Genomic DNA, 17,318 nt, shown 5'->3' with positions numbered 1-17,318 from the left:
ATCTCAGTGGTTGCGGCGATCAGTGCTAATTCACGAAAACCTGTTTCTGGGCCGGTGCGTGGGGGCATTATCCGTGTATGACGAGGTGGGGAGATTCGTCGCGCATTGTGCTTGCGGGAGAGCATTATTCAACTGGTGTACAAAGGACCGGCTTCTCGGAAATTCCGCGGATCGACGTCGTGCGTTGGCGGGAAGTCCGCGATCAGGTCCGGGGCGAGGCTATGCCGTTGGTGATCGCCGGAGGGGTGGCGCAGTCGACGGCCGTCCGGAATTGGTCGCCGCAGGCGTTGGCGAGGCGGTTCGACATAACTGTTGACGCTGCCCTTGACCTGCCTAGCGGACATGCGCCCTATATGGACGATGCCAAGGCACACGCTGCGCGGATTCCCTTCTCCGAGTTGGTGAACCGGATCGAGCGCGGCGAGCGTTGCTATTTGCACCAGGCTTCAGTGGAACAGTTTGAGGGACTTCTGGACGAGATTGACCTAACGGATCTGACAGCGGTTTCCCCTTATTTCGTCAGCATCTGGATCGGTGGGAAGACCCGTGGGGGATTGCACTTCGACCCCGCGGACAACGTCCTTGCGCAGATCTATGGCAGCAAGCGGGCCGTCCTCGTTGCGCCCGAATACATTAGGGCCCTGCGCGTCCTGCCGGACATTCCGCACAAGAGCGGACTTTCACCCGAGGAGATCGAGTCCGAGGACGATCAGCAGCTCAGCCGAATCGAACGGTGGCGCACCACCCTGGATCCTGGCGACGTGCTCTACATACCGCGAGGGTGGTGGCACTACCTTGCCAGCCCGGGCGCGTCGATCTCGATCAACGCTTGGCATGGAGACGTACTTCCGGTCAAGGAATGGCTCAGGGTATTTTTCCGGGCCGGTCCGCGCGCGTGGGGCCGTATCACGCGCGATTTCGTGTGGTACGGGATGCTGGGTCGGCCCTATCGGCAACGCTTGTTCAGTCCGCCGCCGATGGGAGTGGACCTGCATCGAATGCTGGTGAAAAAGAGCGAGTTACCGCCCGTAGCTTGACTTCTGGTGACCAGCAGCGCCCTTGTTGATCAGCGGAAAGTTCGCACCCGCGCGAAGTTTTCGACGAGGTCGGCAGCGGCCGCGACGCTTTCGGCGGGCTTGGTCATCCGGGTGGCGATCTCGCGGGCGCGGGTGACGTATTGCGGGGCAAGTATGGCGCGCAGGTCGGCGACAAGCGATTTCTCGGTAGTGGTCGAAAAGCGGCGCCCTGAGCCAACTTTCAGTCGCTTGATCTGAGCCGCCCAGAGCGGCTGATCGGGCAGTGTCGAAAGGATCAACTGGGGGACTCCGGCGCGCAGGGCCGCGGCGGTGGTGCCCGCGCCCCCGTGGTGCACGACCGCGCGGCAACCTGGAAATGTCGCGGCGTAGTTCACCACGCCCACGACCTTTACGTGCTCGGGAAGTGGGACGCGGCTGAAGTCAGTTCCGCCGGCGCACACTAGGGCCCGATGGCCCAACTGTGCGCAGGCATCGCTGATCATGGCGAGCATGTCGGTAGGAGATTGAACCGGCATGCTGCCGAAGCCGAAGCAAATCGGCGGTGTTCCCGCGGCGATCCACGACGCAACCTCCTCATCGGCATCCGTCGGCAGATCCATGGTGAGCGCGCCGACGAAGGGTCGCCGGCCATCCCATTTCGCCCATTCGGCTGCCAGCCCAGGAAAGCACACCTCGTCATAGGCTTGGATTTCCAACCAGCCGCGTTCGGTGAATCGCTGCGACGACGGGCCCGTTGCCTTCGGTAGGCCCAGCTCACGGCGCTGTGTGTCCTCGAGTTTTTTAGCCACCCGCCATTGCACCCAGTCGTTCGTGGTCATCACGGAGCGGGTCAACGGCGACGGTAAGAATGGCAGTAGTTGGCCATTGGCTCGCACCGGGAAGAAGTGCAGCGCGGCCAACGGGATGTCGTAATACTCTGCGACGTTGACAGCGGGCAACTCGTAAATCAGCCCGGTGGACAGCAGGTCGGCACCGTCCGCCAAAGAGATCAGCGTCTTCGTCATATCCGCCCAGCACTGGGTGGCGAGCTCCCGAGTTTCGCGCGACAGTCTGATCAAATCCCTGGTCTGCCAGGGACTGCGGAAGAAACGCGTCCAGAAGCTGCGCTGCGCTTCCACGATGGCTTGGGTATCCAGTCCGTAGGCGACCGCAGACAGGCCTACCGACTCGGCGAAGCCAACCAGGTTTGGCGAGACAGCCATACGGACGTCGTGCCCACGGCGCAGCAACTCACGACCGACGGCGACGGAGGGCTCGACATCGCCGCGCATGCCATAGCTGGCCAGCACAAATTTCATCGCGGACTCCAGCCTTTCAGGTGTCTCGTGCGTGTAGGCGACATCAGCGGCGTCGGTCATCGCCGCGAGCTACTGGGCTGTTGGGTTCACGCTAGCCCATTGGTTTTCAGGTGGTTGGGTGCCGCACATACCTCATGTGGTGCGGCCAAGCTCATTTGGCGCTCAGAACAAAACCTGCCTGGTCACCTCGGCCCTCGCGATTGAGCTGTTCCGCACGTTTTTTCCACTCCCAGATTTGCCTCGGACCAAACATCCGAAGGAATCCGGGGTCGACGAATGCCACATCGCGCCGATAAGCTTCGCTGCCGAAGAATTGCCCTAAAGTCGAATCGTCGAATGTTCTCTTGACTTGCAGGCCGGCCTTCTCAGCTGCCAGCGCCATTCCCTGTCGTGAAGGTATAACAATATGCCGCGGTGCATCGATTTGTACCCAGTCTGCCCCATAAGTCGTCCACGCTTCAGATGAGGTTGTCGGCAGGCGAGCTAAACAAGTGCCTCCGGCAGCGAGTTTGTCGTACGCGACCTTAAGTAGCCCGACTGGGTCAGGAACGTGTTCAAGTGAATGATTGAACATAATAAGATCGAATTCGCCCGCCACTTCGCTTAAGTACCGCTTCGTTAGCGGCACGCCTTGGGGCGTCTCGCTATCGGCTGCGATGAACGGATCAGCACCGGACAGGTTGCGAAAGCCGACTCTGGCCAACCGGTCAAGCAACGCACCGTCACCGCAGCCCACGTCTAGAATTCGGGCACCGCGTTCCAGCCCTAGCTCACTGAGCATTCCGACGGCGTCGCCCCCAGTGACGGCATGGAAGATACCTTCGGGCAGGAGCGCCCTCATGAGGGCTTCGCCTATCCAGCCGCTACTGTGCAACTTATAGCGGTCCTGCTGCGTGGTGAGCCATCGGAGAATCCTTGGCTGAGTTGAATTATTGAAGCAAGGATAGTTTGCAGGATAATGGCGCATGAGCTCTTCGCCTTCGAGCGCATTCACAATCTGTAAGGTGTCGCATGCACTACAGCTGTAATATTCGAAGGGCTCTCGGGTGCCGAACATCATCTCGCGAACTATAATAGTTCGATGGGGACCGGCCGATCCGCATAATCGACATTCTTTTCTAATCTCGTTCACGCAGGCCCTCTCGACGAGAAATTCGACGCACGAAAGCGTATCATGCGCATTCCTTTTGCTGACGTGGCCCGACTACACCCTGATAATCACGACAGCGAAGCAAATCACGGGAAGCGAGTCCCAGGTGTACCTGTGATCGTTGGTGTCGAAGCCGGTCACGTTCGATACCCCGGGTTTGCGCGACGTGGCCTCGGAAACGTTAAGCGGCTGTCGCACCGGGTGGTACGTTCGTGATTCGCCCAAATCGGGGAATGCTTCGAGTCGACCTCCGGGAGCTTGATTTTGGCTAACGGCGAGCTGGATGCCCGCGAGGCCGAACGCGTTGTCTGGGACGTGATTGTCGTGGGCACCGGGATGGGGGGCGGCATGCTGGGCTACTCGCTGGCCCGATCCGGCCGTCGGGTGCTGTTCGTCGAGAAAGGGCGATCGACACTGCCCGGGTCACCGGGAATCATTCGCTCTGCATTGCCAGAACTGGCCGAGCCGGCGGTGGGCCGTTCGGTAGATGCGTACTACGACGCGTTGGCTCGGGCCGGGCGCTCGACCGACGAGATCGAAGACATCAGCGGTCGCTTCTCGCGGCGGTTTGTGCCGTTTATCGGCAGCGGAACGGGAGGCTCGTCGGCCCTCTACGGGATGGCCTGCGAGCGTTTTTTTGTTCGCGACTTCACTCCCCGCGAAAACTTCCGCGATCCCGGCGATTCCACCGTGCCGGAGGCCTGGCCGGTCACGTACGACCAGATGCGGCCCTGGTACGCCGCGGCCGAAAAGCTGCTGGGGGTTCGCGGCCAGCCCGATCCGCTTCGGCCCGAGGCGGCCGACGTCGAACTGCTTCCGGCGCCGCCGTTTTCGGCAGACAACCAGCCGCTGGTTGATTATCTGAGGGGTCGCGGATTGCATCCCTACCGCCTACCGATGGCCTGCGATTACACAGATGGGTGTGCCACCTGTGCGGGCTATATCTGCCACCGGGCGTGCAAACACGACGCTGCCCGCAACGGGGTGCTGCCGGCCGTTGCCGAGCACGGAGCGCACCTGCTGGCTGAATGTCGGGCGGTCGGCCTGGATGCGGACCGCAACACCCTCCGGCAAGTGATCTGCGAGCATCGCTCGGGCATGCTGGCGCTGAAGGCCAAGGTGGTGGTGCTGGCCGCCGGTGCGTTGGTCACTCCGATACTGTTGCTGAATTCCCGGTCGGGAGATTGGCCGCGCGGGTTGGCCAACGGCTCAGACTTGGTGGGACGCAACCTGATGCGCCATCTGACTGACTGGATCGAGATCTGGCCGCAACCCGACCACAAGATCACTGCCGAGAACAAAGAGATCGGCCTCAACGACTTTTATTTCTTCGAGGGCCAAAAATACGGCACTGTCCAGTCGTTGAGCCCTGTGCCGCCCATGGAGGTGTTAACGAATCGCCCCGGCTGGGGACCGAGGATGCTGCGCCTGACGAGCCCTGCTGCGCGCCCGATTTATGAGCGGTTTTTCACCGGTGGGCTGGTGCTGGCACTGATCATGGAAGACCTGCCGTATCTGGACAATCGTGTGCTGCCTTGGGATAAGCCAAGCTCAGATGGGCGCCAGCGGCTGCGAATTCAGTATCGTTTTCACGCCAGTGAGATCGAGCGCCGAGCGGTGTTTCTGCGTCAGTTGAAAGAGGTGTTGAAGCCCTTCCGAAAAATCACCCTGCGGGCCGCAAAAAGCAACGAGAACCTGGGCCACGTCTGCGGCACGTGCCGCTTCGGTCCCGATCCGAAAACCAGTGTGTTGGACGCACATAACCGGGCACACGAAGTGGACAACCTCTACGTGGTCGACGGCTCGTTCTTCCCTTCGAGCGCCGGTTTGAATCCCGCCTTAACGATCGCAGCGAACGCCTTAAGGGTAGCCGCATACGTCAACCAGCTGCATTTCGCCAACTGAGAAGTGGTTGAAAATCTGTCAGCGTCTAGGCCGGCTCTCGGAGCGGGAGGCCCGCAGCGCGATAGATCGCATCGACGACTTCCATGTTCTCGACCGAGTCTTCCGGCGTCGTGATCACCGGTTCGCCGCGCAGCACCGCCCCGGCGAAAGCGTCAAGCTGATACGCGTAGGAGGCGCGCGACGGGAAGCGCTCCACCCGATTACCGTTCGCCGAGCGGACGGTCAGCCGACGGAAAGCGGCCACCGGAGTGAGCACACGCAGCTCACCGCGATCGCCAAACACCTTGACACTCAACCGCAGCAGATCCGACGACCACATCGAACAACGGACCAGACCGGTGTGTCCGCCCGCGAACCGCAACTGGGCTGTCATCGCCCGGTCTACCCGAGGATCACGCAGTTTCGCCTGTGCCGAAACGACTTCCGGGGACGAACCGCCGAACGTGCGAATCATGTGGACCGCATAGCATCCGAGGTCCATTGTCGCGCCACCGGCGAGCGAGTAATCGTAGCGAATGTCGGAGAACTTCGGCAGCAGCATGCACAAGCTCGCCTCCACCCGCTCCAACTGGCCCAGCTCTCCCGACGCGATGATCTGCTTAGCCCGGAATGTCAGCGGATGGTAGCAGTAATGGAATCCCTCCATCACGACCCGGCCCGACTTCTTGGCCAAATCAGCGATCTCGCGGGCCTCAGCAGCGTTGGCGGTAAATGGCTTTTCACACAGCACGTGTTTGCCTGCGGCAAGCGCCGCCCGAGTCCATTTGCCGTGCAGGCTATTCGGTAGCGGGTTATAGATAGCGTCCAGCCCTGGATCCGCGATCAGCGCCTCGTAACTGTCGTGCACCTGCGCGATTTTGTGTTTGGCAGCAAAGGCTTTGGCACGGGACACATCGCGTGCAGCCACCGCAGCCACCACAACCTCGGCATGTCCGCGAGCCGGATTGATCAGCGCCAACGGTGCGACGCGCGCCGCGCCCAAGATACCGACCCGCACCGGGGCGCCAAGTCCAGACACGAACCGGATGCTAGCAGCTGACCCGGCTTGGTCAGACGGACGAGCACGGCTCAGGTGGTGACGGTGTCTGATGGCGCGCTGACAACCCGAAGCCACGGACTTCTGCGATCTAAATTCACTCGTTCGCGAAGCAGTACATGCGGTAGGAGAACTCTCCCTTGTGAAGTTCCTGGGAAATCTTGAGCTGCCACCTACTGACTAACGATGCCGGAGTACGGCGATTCAATTCCTGCCACCGCGGCACGTTCGTCTCCACGCCGCGTGCAACCTCCTTACTGATGTCCCTTTCCGAAACGAGCCGCATGGGGGCGTTGCGCAACTCTTCTTCCCACTCGGCGATATGGTCGCGGCCGTAGCGGACGTCGGCGTATAACAAATAGCCTCCAGGCCGCAGCACGCGGGCCACCTCCGCGAGGAACCGGGGGAACGAAGGGTAGTAGGACGAGGCTTCGATATTGATTACCACGTCGAAGGATTGATCTGCGAAGGGTAGGTTCTCGGCGTCGCCTTGCATGAAATTCAGGCCGGGCAGTTGGTGCCTTTTTCGGCAGAAGTCGATGCCGGCCGGATTCAGATCTAATGCGGTGTAGGAGGCGGGGTGCAGGGTCCGCATGAGGTATGAGGCTCCGCCGCCGTGGAAGCAGCTGACTTCCAGTACCTGTTTGCCACTGAGATCGACCTGGGTCGCCACGCGGTGGTAGAGCTGAATACAGAAGCGGTTGGCCTCGTCGGACGCCTCCAGCGGAAGGGCCATCGGCGGATCTTCCTCGTAGCCAAAGTTCATGAACACCAGATCATTACCGCCGAGGCGGGTGACGAGGGGATATTGGTACTTCGCTACGAATTTGGAGGTTCCTAGGAAGTTTGCAACGCGGTTTGTAAGGCTCACCAGTGGAGTATGACGGGATGCGCGGCGGCAACGCTGCCGAATGGATTACATAGTCCCCGGCTGCCCTGCAGCGGCTCCTCGGCAGCGCGAACTCGCGCTTGTGACCAGTCGCGAAAGTGCTAAGGAAATTGGCCAGTTTACGTTCTTGGAGTCATTGCCGATCGGAGTCGGTAGGGCCGCCAGGGTAAGGTTCCGGCCATGTGGAGCACGCTGCTGGCGCTGACGCTCCTGGCGGCGCTCAACCCAGTGCGTCTGGGCGTCACCCTCCTCGTAATCTCCCGGCCGCGTCCCGTACAAAACCTGCTCGCTTATTGGGTCGGCTGCCTGATACCGAGCGTGCCGTACGTGCTGGTCCCGCTGATGCTCCTACACGTCACACCGATGTTGAAATCTTTCGCAGAAGATTTGTCCAAGCCGACCACGGCCGTCGGCTCCACTGTCCGGCACATTCAAATTGGCGTGGGCGTGTTCTCACTAGCTGTCGCCGCGGTGCTGATCGTGCGCTTCTTGGTGCGTCCGCGGGCGCAACTGCCGACATCGGGCGGCGATACGTCGACCATGGTGCTGGAATCGGATCAGCCGAGTGCAGTCGCGCGCCTGCTGGGCCGCGCACGGGATACGCAGACAGAGGGAGGATCTGCAATCCGGCGGCTGTTGCGCCGTGTCCACAAATCGTGGGAAAGCGGCTCACTGTGGCTCGCGTTTGTGATCGGCATAGGCTTTGGGCCACCGGCCCCCGAAGAGGTTCTCTACGTCCTGGCAATCGTCGTGGCCGCCGGGGTAGGGACTGGCACGCAGGTTAGCGCCGCAATCGTGTTTGTTGTCGGGATGCTTGCGGCTGTCGAAATCGCGCTCGCCAGCTATCTGGTCATACCGGCGAAAACCCAAGCGCTAGTGCAACGGCTGCACGACTGGGCGCGGACTCACCGTCGCAAGATCTTGGTAGCCATGTGCATAGTGGCTGGAGTCTCGCTGGTGGCAAACGGCATGGGCAGCGTCTGAATTCGTGGTAAGTCGTCTGTTTCCCAATGACTGCCAATCAGCCAACACGCCGGCGGCTGGCTAAACCTTCCACAAGATCAGCCGCCGCTGCGACGCTCTCGGCGGGTTTCGTCATCCGGCTGGCGATTTCGTGGGCCCGGGCATCGTATTGCGGGGCGAGGATGTTGCGGAGCTCGGCGGCCAGCGATTGCTGGGTAACGCTCGAAAAGCGCCGTGCGGCGCCCACCTTCAGCCGTTGGACCTGAGGTGCCAGGATCGCCTGAAGCAGGTCCATCCAGAGGATCAACTGGGGCACTCCCGCGCGAAGGGCCGCGGCCGTGGTGCCCGAGCCACCGTGGTGGACAACCGCGCGACAGGCGGGGAAGACGGCCGCGTAATTCATCGTGGTCACCACCTTGACATGCTCGAAGTGGGGGACATTGCTGAAATCGCTCCAACCGGAGCACACCAGGGCCCGCTCACCTAACTCTGTGCAGGCGGCGCTGATCATGGCAAGTGTGTCGGCGGGCGATTCGATCGGCATGCTGCCGAACCCGAAGAAAATCGGCGGTGTTCCCGCAGCGATCCACGACCCGACCTCCTCGTCGGCATCTGTTGGCAACTCCATCGTCAGTGCACCGACGAAGGGCCGCCTGTCATTGCATTTTGCCCATTCGCGCGCCAACCCGGGAAAGCACACCTCGTCGTAGGCTTGGATTTCCAGCGATCCTCGCTCGGTGACCCGTCGCCGCGTCGGGCCCGTCGCTTTCGGGAGGCGAAGTTCACGGCGCCGCGCGTCCTCCGGCTGCTTGGTCATCCGCCAAGACAACCACTCGTACAACGTCATTCCGGCGCGCCCCAGCGGCGCCGGCAGCATGGGAACGAAGTGGCCGTTGGGCCGTATCGGGAAGTAATGCAGCATGGCCAACGGCACGTCGTAGTACTCCGCGATGTTGGCAGCCGTCTGGTCGAACATCATGCTAGTGATCAGCAGGTCAGCCTCATCGGCTAGCGACATTAGGGTCGTGCTCATTTCTGCACAGCACCGGGTAATAAGCTCCCCGCCCTCGCGCCCCAACCTAATCAGGTCCGGGATTCGCCAGCAGTTACGGAAAAGACACGTCGAGAATTTGCGCTGGGCGCGCAGGAGGGCCTGCATCTCCACCCCACAGGCGACCGCCGCTAGTCCAGCCGACTCGACGAAGCCAATTAGGTCCGGCGGGACGGCCATGCGCACTTCGTGCCCACGGCGCAGAAGTTCACAACCGAGAGCGGCGCACGGCTCGATATCGCCACGAGTTCCATAACTTGCCAGCACAAATTTCATCGCGGAGAGCCCAGCCCTTCCTGTCTACGAACACGAGCAGAGTGGCTGGGGCCGCACCCTGGATCCGGCGATGTCGTTGCAGGCCATCAAAATCTACTTCTGGATCAGTTTGGGGCCAACGAGTTGCGTACATGGCGCGTGTGTCTCGGTCGCTGTGAGCCCGCTTGCTGTACGGCGGCAATGACGCGTGCGAGGTCGTCGGGGGCCATGTAGTCGTGGATGGGCAGCGAGACGATCCGCGAGCAGATGTCCTCTGTGACGGCGAGCTCGGATGACCTGACCAGTTCCGGATTTGCGACGAAGTACGGCTGCAGGTGTAGCGGTGGGTTGTAGTAGTCGTGGGCCCGGATCGCCTCTTGACGTAGGGCGGCCAGCACCGCGGCCTTATGACCAGCCGACTCGCAGCACACGCTCGCGAAGCAAAGCGATGACAGATCAGCGTTGGGCTGGAACCGCAATCCCACACCGCTAAGTTCGGTGCGGTAGCGGTCAAAGACGTCGCGGCGGCTCGCCAGGCGGCGATCGAGAGTGGCGAGCTGCCGCAGCCCGATGGCCGCGCTGATCTCAGGCATTTTCCCGTTCAGCCCTACCTGCGTGCACCCCGGCCCAGCGAAGCCAAAATTCTGTATCGCATGCGCCTGCGCGACGACCCGGGGTTGGCGAGAGGCGAGCGCGCCGCCCTCGCCGATCGCTAACAACTTCGTTGCGTGGAAGGAAAAGATCTCACAGCAGCCGCGCCCGCCGAGGTGCTCGCCGTCCGGGTACGTCGAGCCGAAGCCGCCCGCCGAGTCGAGCACAATAGGCAAGTCCCACTCGGCTGCGAGATCCTCCCACTGACCGATCTGCGGGTTGCCGACCCCGAACACGTTCGCAAGCAGAATGCCCGCGAGCCGGTCCCGGTAGGACTCTAGGACTGCGCGGGCAGAGAAAAGGCTCGGCTGCCACGTGTCGGCGTCAATGTCGATGAACCAGGGCCGGTACCCGGTCCATAGAGCAGCCTGCGCCACGGCAATGAATGTGAACGAAGGCATCAGCAAATAGCGATCCCGCGTTCCGAGGCCCACAGCGGAGTGGAGTGCGGTGATGAGCGCCAGGGTGCCGTTCGCGAAGGTGGCGACGTGCAGGTCACGCCCAAGGTACTCGCCCAAGGCCCCGGCGAACTGCCGCTCCTTCGGGCCGAAGTTCGTGTACCAGTTGGCATGGAGAATCTCGTCGAACTCCTCGGCGAGCTCGGCGGGCTTGAGAAAGCTCGGGCGGATAAAGGGAATTTCAGAAGGCATCGAGCCAACCATCGCGAACCTTCACCCCCTTCCAGAGAACGGCCACAACGACCGCTCGCCCACTACAAAGCCCGCTGCGAACTGCAGTGCACCAGTGATGTTGGGACCCACCCCGTCGGGCTAAGCGTGATCTCAGACCCCAGCTGCTTCGAGGTCCACATCGCTGAGATATTAAAACGGCCGCTGCTGGCCGAGCGCGATTATTCGCAAATTAGTATCGGAGACTTCGGCGGTAATTCGACGCTCGCTGAACCCATCATTGTACTGATGGTGAATAAGTTTCTTGTGATCAATTGCCGGCTCTCGCGTTCGGATGATTCATCGCAAAGAGTTCTCAATGTTCCAGCGGTGATATCTCGCGGCTCGAATCGTGCTTTCGGACCCATGAACCGCGTCAGCACGATCGTTGACTCATGGTCCGGGTCGCTTATGGCACCGCACTCGATGGTCGCAGCGCCGGCCGGAAGCGTCCCGCTCCTACGACAGCGCGAGCGGTTGGCGGCTCAGAAGTACGTACGCGGTGTGCTGGTTGTAGAAGTCGTCGTAGGCCGCCTCGGTGATAGCTGGTACCTTGCGCTCATAAAGCCAGCGGTAGTCGTTGTGCCGGTCGTAGACATGAAATCCCTGGTCTGCGAACGGTTTCAGCGTGTCGTGGATATGCGGCTCCTTGGCGAGCAAGGCGACGACGAGCCTGGGGTGGGGGAACGTATCGGGGATCTCGGGTGCCACGAGCGCCTCGGCGCCCTCGATGTGCAGCTTGATGAACGAGACCCGCGCCGTGTCGGCGCCGACCAGGGCGCCGAGCGTGTCGGCAGGCACGGTCACCGGAATCCAGGTGTGGCCCATGTAGAGGCGGTCGGCCTCGCCCTTGGTCGGGGGGCGCAGCCGGGCCCAGGCATCATTGCGCGGATGCACGTGTAACGTGATCTCGCCCTTGTGCTGGGCGCATGCCGCCATGACCACCTCGACGATGCCGGCGGCGTCGTTGAGCTCGAGGTTGGCGCGCAGCCGCCGCACGTTGTCCGGGACGGCCTCGATCGCGATGACCTTTCCCGACGGGCCCACCTGCTGCGCGAGCAGAAGAGAAAAGTATCCGCAGTTGGCGCCCGCGTCGACGCACACGTCACCGGGCTGCACGTGTCGGACAATGAACTGCGAAAGCGCCGGCTCCCACACCCCGCGATAGCGCAGAATCGAATTGAGCCAAGCGCCGCCCGGCCCGGCGACAAACTTTGTGCCGTACTCCGAAACCAGCGGAGTCTCATCAGAGTCGATGCCCAGCGCCGGCAGCAGCAGCCGGCATCCGCTCACGTAGAGGGCTTTAACAAGGTATGGGAGGCGATCACGCGCTACACAGGCGCGCATTGAGCGGACCACCAGGCCGCGCGAATCTTCCTTGACGGCGCCAAGACGGGTCATTCATGTTTCCCAAGATCGGTGCCACGGCAGCGCAAAGTGATTGCGTTGATCTCGACACCCTAACGGCCTAGCCGCAACGGTTTGGCCACATCGGTCTTTTTGTAGATTTCCGACCGTCGGTTCTGGCATGCCCGGACAACACGCTCACGATCACGACGGCGAGGCGTCCCACTGGGACGGGATGCCGCCTGAATGCTTGGCGCTCGGCATGAGAGCAACTCGCCGTGCAGGTCGATCACCCGACCCGCCGCAGAGATGCGAAGTCCTCCACCGTATCAGCGGCAGCCACGACGCTTTCGGCGGGTTTGCTCATGCGGGCGGCAATTTCACGGGCTCGGGTTTCATATTCGGGGCTCATGATGGTGCGAAGGTCGGCCACCAACGATTGCTGCGTAGTGTTCGAAAACAGCCGCGTAGTACCGACTTTCAATCGTTTGACACACGCTCCCCAGAGCTTCTGATCTCCCCAGGTCGGAAGAATCAACGTGGGGACTCCAGCGCGCAGTCCTGCAGCCGTGGTGCCCACGCCGCCGTGGTGCACAACCGCCCGGCAAGCGGGAAAGGCGGCCGCGTAATTCATCGTGGCTACCACCTTGACCTGCTCGCAATGCGGGGCATGGCTGAAATCGCTCCAGCCGGCGGACACCAACGCACGCTCCCCTAACTGCGCGCAGGCCGCGCTTATCATCGCGATGGTGTCGGCGGCAGATTCGACCGGCATGCTGCCAAATCCGAAGAAAATCGGCGGTGTTCCCGCGGCAATCCACGACGCGACCTCCTCGTCGGCATCGGTCGACAACTCCATCGTCAGCGCGCCGACAAAGGGCCGCAGCCCATTCCATTTCGCCCATTCGAGCCCGAGCCCCGGAAAGCAAACCTCGTCGTAGGCCTGAATTTCCAGCGATCCACGTTCGGTGAGCCGTCGCTGCGCGCGGCTCGTAGCCTTCGGCAGGCCCAGCTCGTAACGCTGTGCGTCCTCGATCTTTTTCGTGATCAGCCATTGCAGCCGTTCGCTAACGGTCATCAGGGAGCGGCTTAATGGCGACGGCAGATTCGGTAGCAGCTTGCCGTTCGCACGCATGGGGAACGTGTGCAGTGTGGCCAATGGAATGTCGTAGCACTCCGCGACGTTGGCAGCAGACTGCTCGGCGATCACTCCAGTGAGCAGCAGGTCGGCCCCGGCTGCAAGCGACGTCAGCGTCGCGTTGACCTCCTGCCAGCACTGGGTAAACAACTTCCAATCTTCGCGCCCCAATCTGATCAGATCACCGGTTCGCCAGGGGCTGCGGTATAAACGCGTCACAAAGGCGCGGTGCACTTCCTGCCACACCCGCGCATCCGCTCCGTAAGCGACCGCAGAAAGCTCAGCCGACTGGGCGAAGCCAACCATGTCGGGTGGGACGGCCACACGCACGTCGTGCCCGCGCCGCTGCAGCTCATGGCCCACAGCGATGCATGGCTCGACATCGCCGCGAGTCCCATAGCTTGCCAGCACAAACTTCATTCGCGGGTCCGAGCCTTTCGGTGGTCGTGCACGTGGGCGACGTCAGGCATCGGTGATTATTCCTGTTTCTGACACTCTCGGCTGGGCGTTCGCCCATGTATTCCGCTGATCTTTCTCCGTTGCCAACACTGCGCAGCCGCCGTGCGAAGACAGAAACGTCAGGGGAGACGTTGCGGAACATTTAGCGGCGGACCCTTCGGGTGACAGCGGGTGGTAGCTTCGTGGTTCGCCCAATCCGGGCAGATGCTGTACCACCGCTGAGGAGCTCGATTTGGCTGACGGCGAGCTGGATGCCCGCGAGGCCGAACGCGTTGTCTGGGACGTGATTGTCGTGGGCACGGGGATGGGTGGCGGCATGATGGGCTACTCGCTGGCCCGATCCGGCCGTCGGGTGCTGTTCGTCGAGAAAGGGCGATCGACACTGGCCGGGGTGCCGGGAACCATTCGCTCCCTGATGCCGGAAGTCGCCGAGCCGAGGGCCGCCCGTTCGGCAGAGGCGTACTACGACGCCTTGGCGCGGGCCGGGCGCTCGACCGACGAAATCGTTGACATCAGCAAGGGCTTTCCGCGGCGGTTCGTTCCGTTTATCGGCAGCGGAACGGGGGGCTCGTCGGCGCTCTACGGAATGGTCTGCGAGCGATTCTTCGTTCGCGACTTCACTCCCCGCGAAAACTTCTGCGATCCCGGCGATTCCACTGTGCCGGATGCCTGGCCGGTCACGTACGACCAGATGCGGCCCTGGTACGTCGCGGCCGAAAAGCTGCTGGGGGTCCGTGGTCAGCCCGATCCGCTTCGGCCTGAGGCGGCCGAGGTCGATCTGCTTCCGGCGCCGCCGTTTTCGGCAGACAACCAACCGCTGGTGGACTACTTGGCAGGTCGCGGATTGCATCCCTACCACCTGCCGATGGCCTGCGATTACACCGATGGCTGTGCTGTATGTCAAGGCTATCTCTGTCATCGGTCTTGCAAGAACGACGCCGCGCGCAATGGCGTGCTCCCCGCCGTTGCCGAGCACGGAGCGAGTCTGCTATCGCAATGTCGGGCGGTACGTCTAGATGCGGACCGCACCCACGTCCGGCAAGTGATCTGCGAGCACCATTCCGGCGTGCTGACGCTGAACGCGAAGGTGGTGGTGCTGGCCGCCGGTGCGTTGGTCACCCCGGTACTGTTGCTCAATTCCCGGTCCGGTGATTGGCCGCACGGGTTGGCCAACAGCTCAGACTTGGTGGGACGCAATCTGATGCGCCACCTCATCGACCTCGTCGAAATCTGGCCGCAACCCGACCACAAGATCACTGCCGAGAACAAAGAGATCGGCCTCAACGATTTCTATTTCTTCGAGGGCCAAAAATACGGCACCGTCCAGTCATTCGGTGCGATGGCACCAATGGAGATGTTGGTCAACCGCCCCGGCTTGCGGCCGAGGATGCTGCGGCTGATGAGCCCTGCTGCGCGTCGGATCTACGAGCGCTACTACACCGGTGGGCTGGTGCTGGCACTGATCATGGAAGACCTGCCGTATCTGGACAACCGTGTGCTGCCATCGGAGCGTCCAGGCTCGGATGGGCGCCAGCGGCTGCGAATTCAGTACCGCTTTCACGCCAGTGAGATCGAGCGCCGGGCAGTGTTTTTGCGGCAGTTGAAAGAGGTGTTGAAGCCTTTCCGTAAAATCGCCCTGCGGGCCGCTGACAACAACGAGGCTCTGGCCCACGTCTGCGGCACGTGCCGCTTCGGTCCCGATCCGAAAACCAGTGTGCTAGATGCGCATAACCGAGCACATGAAGTGGATAACCTCTATGTGGTGGACGCCTCGTTCTTCCCTTCGAGCGCCGGTTTGAATCCTGGCTTAACGGTCGCGGCCAACGCCTTGCGGGTCGCCGCCCACGTGAACCAAGTGCATTTTGCGACCTGACAACCGCAAAACCGGTCAAGCCCGCTTGCGGAGCGGGAGGCCGGTAGCGCGATACCTGCCGTGTTCTGGAGCCGGGATCGCGTAGCCCATTTTTGTCAGAGGTGGCTGCGATGATGTTGTCATGTCGTCGATCGCATCTGCTGACGCCGTGGCGGCCAGTCCTAAAGAGCGCCTTGAGGTGCTCTTTGAGGAGATGGCGGAACTGACGGGTCAGCGCAACGCGATTGATGGGCGCATCGTGGAGATCGTCGCCGAGATCGACCGCGACGAGTTGTGCGGAATGACCGGGGCGCGGTCGGTGCCGGCGTTGGTGGCCTGGAAGACCGGCTGCTCACCGGCCAACGCCCACACCATCACCACGATCGCGGGCCGGCTGGCGGAGTTCCCGCGCTGCGCAAAGGGGATGCGCGAGGGCCGGTTGTCGCTGGATCAGGTCGGGGTGATCGCGGAACGTGCCGGGCAGGGATCCGATGAGCATTATGCGCAGTTGGCCAGCGTGGCGACGGTGACTCAGTTGCGCACCGCGATCAAGCTGGAGCCGCGACCCGAACCCGACCGGCGCCCGGAGCCGGAGCGCTCGTTCAGCAAAACCAGTGACGAGCAGGGCAGTTGTTATCGGATCAGGCTGGGTCACCTGGACGCGGCGAAGTTCGATGCGGCGTTGGCGTCGCATCGTGATGCGCTGATCGCTGAATGGAAACGCGACCATGGCGATGGCGCGGGTGATGCAGATCAGCGGCCGCCGTTTCCGACCACGGTCGATGCGTTTATGCGTCTGGTCGATGCGGGATGGGATACCGAGGCGGCCCGGCGCCCCCACGGGCAGCACACCACCGTGGTGGTGCACCTCGACGTCGAGAAGCGCGTGGCCGGGCTGCATCTGGGTCCGCTACTGTCCGATGCCGAACGCCGCTACCTGACCTGTGATGCCACGTGTGAAGTCTGGTTCGAACGGCACGGCGAGGTTATTGGTGCCGGCCGGGCCACCCGGTTGATCAACCGGCGGCTGCGGCGCGCACTGGAGCATCGCGACCGCATGTGCGCGGTCCCCGGTTGTGGCGCCACCCGTGGTCTGCACGCCCATCACATCCGGCACTGGGAAGACGGCGGGCCCACCGAGCTGGCCAACATTGTGTTGCTCTGTCCTTACCACCATCGGTTGCACCATCGTGGCTTGATCACCATCACCGGCCCGGCCGACACGCTGCTCGTCACCGACCAGGACGAGCGGCCACTAAGCCCGGGCTCGCTGGCGCGCCCACCCACCCAACCCCTACCCGCGGTGCCGCCCTGTCCCGGACCGACCGGCGAGCGCGCCGACTGGTGGTGGTATGACCCCTTCCAACCCCAACCACCACCGACAAGCAACTAGCCTGCTTGGTCGAGGTCAAACACGTTGGTGCATCAAGGGATTCATTCATGCCACCCAGCTACCTACCGCGTCGCGGACACATCAGGGTTGACAACCAAACCCACACCGTCGTCGACCCGCGAGCTCAAGACCTCGACAACCACTAACCACCACCCGCGGTAACAGTGCGCACCAATTTGAGCCAAGTGGGGTGTCCAACGCGAATGCGGAGCGCGTTGTCAACTCC

The 17,318-nt window shown here is 62.3% G+C and carries 13 protein-coding genes; 5 read left to right on the top strand and 8 right to left on the bottom strand.

The features are described from left to right. Positions 1 to 77: 77 nt before the first annotated feature. Positions 78 to 1,037, top strand: a complete 960-nt coding sequence (locus G6N15_RS07940) for a cupin-like domain-containing protein (RefSeq protein ID WP_083089918.1) — start codon at positions 78 to 80, stop codon at positions 1,035 to 1,037. 29 nt (positions 1,038 to 1,066) lie between these two features. Here the strand turns inward: G6N15_RS07940 and G6N15_RS07935 are convergent, their stop codons facing one another. Then, on the bottom strand, positions 1,067 to 2,335 hold the full coding sequence (locus tag G6N15_RS07935; protein WP_083089927.1) for a glycosyltransferase: 1,269 nt from the start codon (positions 2,333 to 2,335) through the stop codon (positions 1,067 to 1,069). A 151-nt stretch (positions 2,336 to 2,486) separates the two neighbouring features. Beyond that, positions 2,487 to 3,395 (bottom strand): class I SAM-dependent methyltransferase, encoded by a 909-nt coding sequence (locus G6N15_RS07930; RefSeq protein ID WP_083089919.1) that lies wholly within the window; start codon positions 3,393 to 3,395, stop codon positions 2,487 to 2,489. A gap of 354 nt (positions 3,396 to 3,749) precedes the next feature. On the opposite strand from G6N15_RS07930, the gene G6N15_RS07925 reads away from it, so the two are divergent. After that, positions 3,750 to 5,390, top strand: coding sequence for a GMC oxidoreductase (locus G6N15_RS07925; RefSeq protein WP_083089928.1), 1,641 nt, complete (start codon positions 3,750 to 3,752; stop codon positions 5,388 to 5,390). 25 nt (positions 5,391 to 5,415) lie between these two features. Here G6N15_RS07925 and G6N15_RS07920 read toward each other — a convergent pair whose 3' ends face one another. Continuing rightward, entirely contained in the window at positions 5,416 to 6,408 is a 993-nt protein-coding gene (locus tag G6N15_RS07920; RefSeq protein WP_083089920.1) for a Gfo/Idh/MocA family protein, read from the bottom strand. 115 nt (positions 6,409 to 6,523) lie between these two features. After that, positions 6,524 to 7,297 carry a phthiotriol/phenolphthiotriol dimycocerosates methyltransferase gene (locus G6N15_RS07915; RefSeq protein WP_372506494.1) on the bottom strand — a complete coding sequence of 258 codons (774 nt, stop codon included), beginning with the start codon at positions 7,295 to 7,297 and terminating at the stop codon, positions 6,524 to 6,526. A 198-nt stretch (positions 7,298 to 7,495) separates the two neighbouring features. Here G6N15_RS07915 and G6N15_RS07910 point away from each other — a divergent pair, with 198 nt between their 5' ends. After that, on the top strand, positions 7,496 to 8,299 hold the full coding sequence (locus tag G6N15_RS07910; RefSeq protein ID WP_083089921.1) for a GAP family protein: 804 nt from the start codon (positions 7,496 to 7,498) through the stop codon (positions 8,297 to 8,299). Between the two features lie 37 nt (positions 8,300 to 8,336). Here the strand turns inward: G6N15_RS07910 and G6N15_RS07905 are convergent, their stop codons facing one another. The 4 genes from G6N15_RS07905 to G6N15_RS07890 form a co-directional block, all read right to left on the bottom strand. Beyond that, positions 8,337 to 9,605, bottom strand: coding sequence for a glycosyltransferase (locus tag G6N15_RS07905; RefSeq protein WP_083089922.1), 1,269 nt, complete (start codon positions 9,603 to 9,605; stop codon positions 8,337 to 8,339). Positions 9,606 to 9,709: 104 nt separating this feature from the next. Next, the gene (locus G6N15_RS07900; RefSeq protein WP_083089923.1) at positions 9,710 to 10,897 is read right to left on the bottom strand and encodes a DegT/DnrJ/EryC1/StrS family aminotransferase; all 1,188 of its coding nucleotides are present in this window, start codon (positions 10,895 to 10,897) and stop codon (positions 9,710 to 9,712) included. Positions 10,898 to 11,362: 465 nt separating this feature from the next. Further along, complete coding sequence (locus G6N15_RS07895; protein WP_083089924.1) at positions 11,363 to 12,304, bottom strand: FkbM family methyltransferase; 942 nt, start codon at positions 12,302 to 12,304, stop codon at positions 11,363 to 11,365. 235 nt (positions 12,305 to 12,539) lie between these two features. After that, on the bottom strand, positions 12,540 to 13,808 hold the full coding sequence (locus tag G6N15_RS07890; protein ID WP_083089925.1) for a glycosyltransferase: 1,269 nt from the start codon (positions 13,806 to 13,808) through the stop codon (positions 12,540 to 12,542). Between the two features lie 271 nt (positions 13,809 to 14,079). On the opposite strand from G6N15_RS07890, the gene G6N15_RS07885 reads away from it, so the two are divergent. Both G6N15_RS07885 and G6N15_RS07880 read left to right on the top strand, forming a co-directional pair. Next, positions 14,080 to 15,720 (top strand): GMC oxidoreductase, encoded by a 1,641-nt coding sequence (locus G6N15_RS07885; RefSeq protein ID WP_232070373.1) that lies wholly within the window; start codon positions 14,080 to 14,082, stop codon positions 15,718 to 15,720. 121 nt (positions 15,721 to 15,841) lie between these two features. After that, positions 15,842 to 17,092 carry a DUF222 domain-containing protein gene (locus G6N15_RS07880; protein ID WP_163747988.1) on the top strand — a complete coding sequence of 417 codons (1,251 nt, stop codon included), beginning with the start codon at positions 15,842 to 15,844 and terminating at the stop codon, positions 17,090 to 17,092. The last annotated feature ends 226 nt before the right edge of the window (positions 17,093 to 17,318 follow it).

It is taken from the genome of Mycobacterium noviomagense (assembly GCF_010731635.1).
In the GTDB taxonomy this organism is placed as follows: domain Bacteria; phylum Actinomycetota; class Actinomycetes; order Mycobacteriales; family Mycobacteriaceae; genus Mycobacterium; species Mycobacterium noviomagense.
The sequence above is the reverse complement of the archived record's forward strand: the minus strand, read 5'-3'. Positions and strand labels throughout refer to the sequence as shown.